1 pseudogene is annotated in these 1,249 nt (G+C 54.7%); it reads left to right on the plus strand.

The window, feature by feature from the left end:
• Positions 1–520 precede the first annotated feature (520 nt).
• Positions 521–1,249, plus strand: a pseudogene (locus A3754_RS23680) (hypothetical protein); the annotation flags it as partial.

Raw genomic sequence — 1,249 nt, forward strand, 5'->3', positions numbered from 1 at the left:
GTGGCGGCCTCGACGAAGGGGATGGCACTTCGGGGCTTGAGACTTTCGTGGCGGTGGGGATAAGGCTGGGCTCGCCAGAATAACTCAGCTTCAGAAACAAAAAAGAAATGCCTTAACCCGCAACGGTTAGGGCATTTTTTTTGAGAATAGCAGTGATAGGGGGCTCCGTTTGATGCTTACGTGGTATGCAAAAAATAGAAAATGTAAGCATTTGGCCATACTTAGGTGTAGTCATTTTCGCACAAGAAATTCTTTGTGATGTATGTCACACATTGATACCGTTTCGTCCGTTTAGAACAAAAAGGGAAAGGGAAATTAAATGAAAAAAGTATTTGTTTTTTCCCCTCTTGTGGCCGCAATTTTTCTTTCTGCCTGTGGTGGCGGTGGCGGAAGTAGCGGTAGTGGAGGGAGTGCATCGCCTGGTACGGCAGTCACAGGGGCGGCCGTTAAAGGTCCGCTGGCGAATGCGGCTGTGTCGCTTCATCAACTCGATGCCAATAGTGTTGATGGAAAAGGGCAGTTGTTGGATCGAGGCGACACGAATGCGAGTGCTGCATTCTCAGGCGTTACGGTTCCGGCTAGCGCCAGTGGCAATATTCTGGTTGAAGTCGTTGCGGATGCGGACACCGTTGATTTGACTACCGGGGCGGAGCCTGTCATTACGCGATTATTGTCTGTGACAACCGCAGAAGACGTGGCTGCGGGCAAGACTAACTACCCCACACCGCTTAGTACCCTGGTGGTCAAGATGGCGTTGGCCAACGCGGACAGCACAGACAGCGGTTTCGCGGGTGATGACAATGGCACGGTGAGCGCCGCTGAATGGACCGCCGCCCTGAAGCTGGCGAAAAGCAAGGTGCGCAGCCAGTTCGGCTTTGGCCTGCTGGACGACAGCGTGGACCTGCTGTCTTCCCCGCCGCTGATTACCAGCGATCAGGATGACCAGGAGAAGGTTGTAAAACTACGCACAGCGGTGGAGGCAGTGGCGGCGCTGATGGCCGACATGGCGGAGGCTGCCAAGACCGAGAACCCGAACAGCACCGAAACGGCGGACTCCATGTTCGCGGCCCTGTCCGAAGACCTCAACGATGGTCAGGTGGATGGGCAGAGCGAGGGTGAAGCCATTGCCACCTTTGCCAACATCGCGGATGTGGCAGCAAAGGTCACCCAGGATCCTTCTTCACTCACTATCCCCGGTTCCAACAAGACCGTATCCCAGGTAGCCAGTGTGGTGGCTGAAGAAACGGCA

It is taken from the genome of Alcanivorax sp. HI0083 (assembly GCF_001635175.1).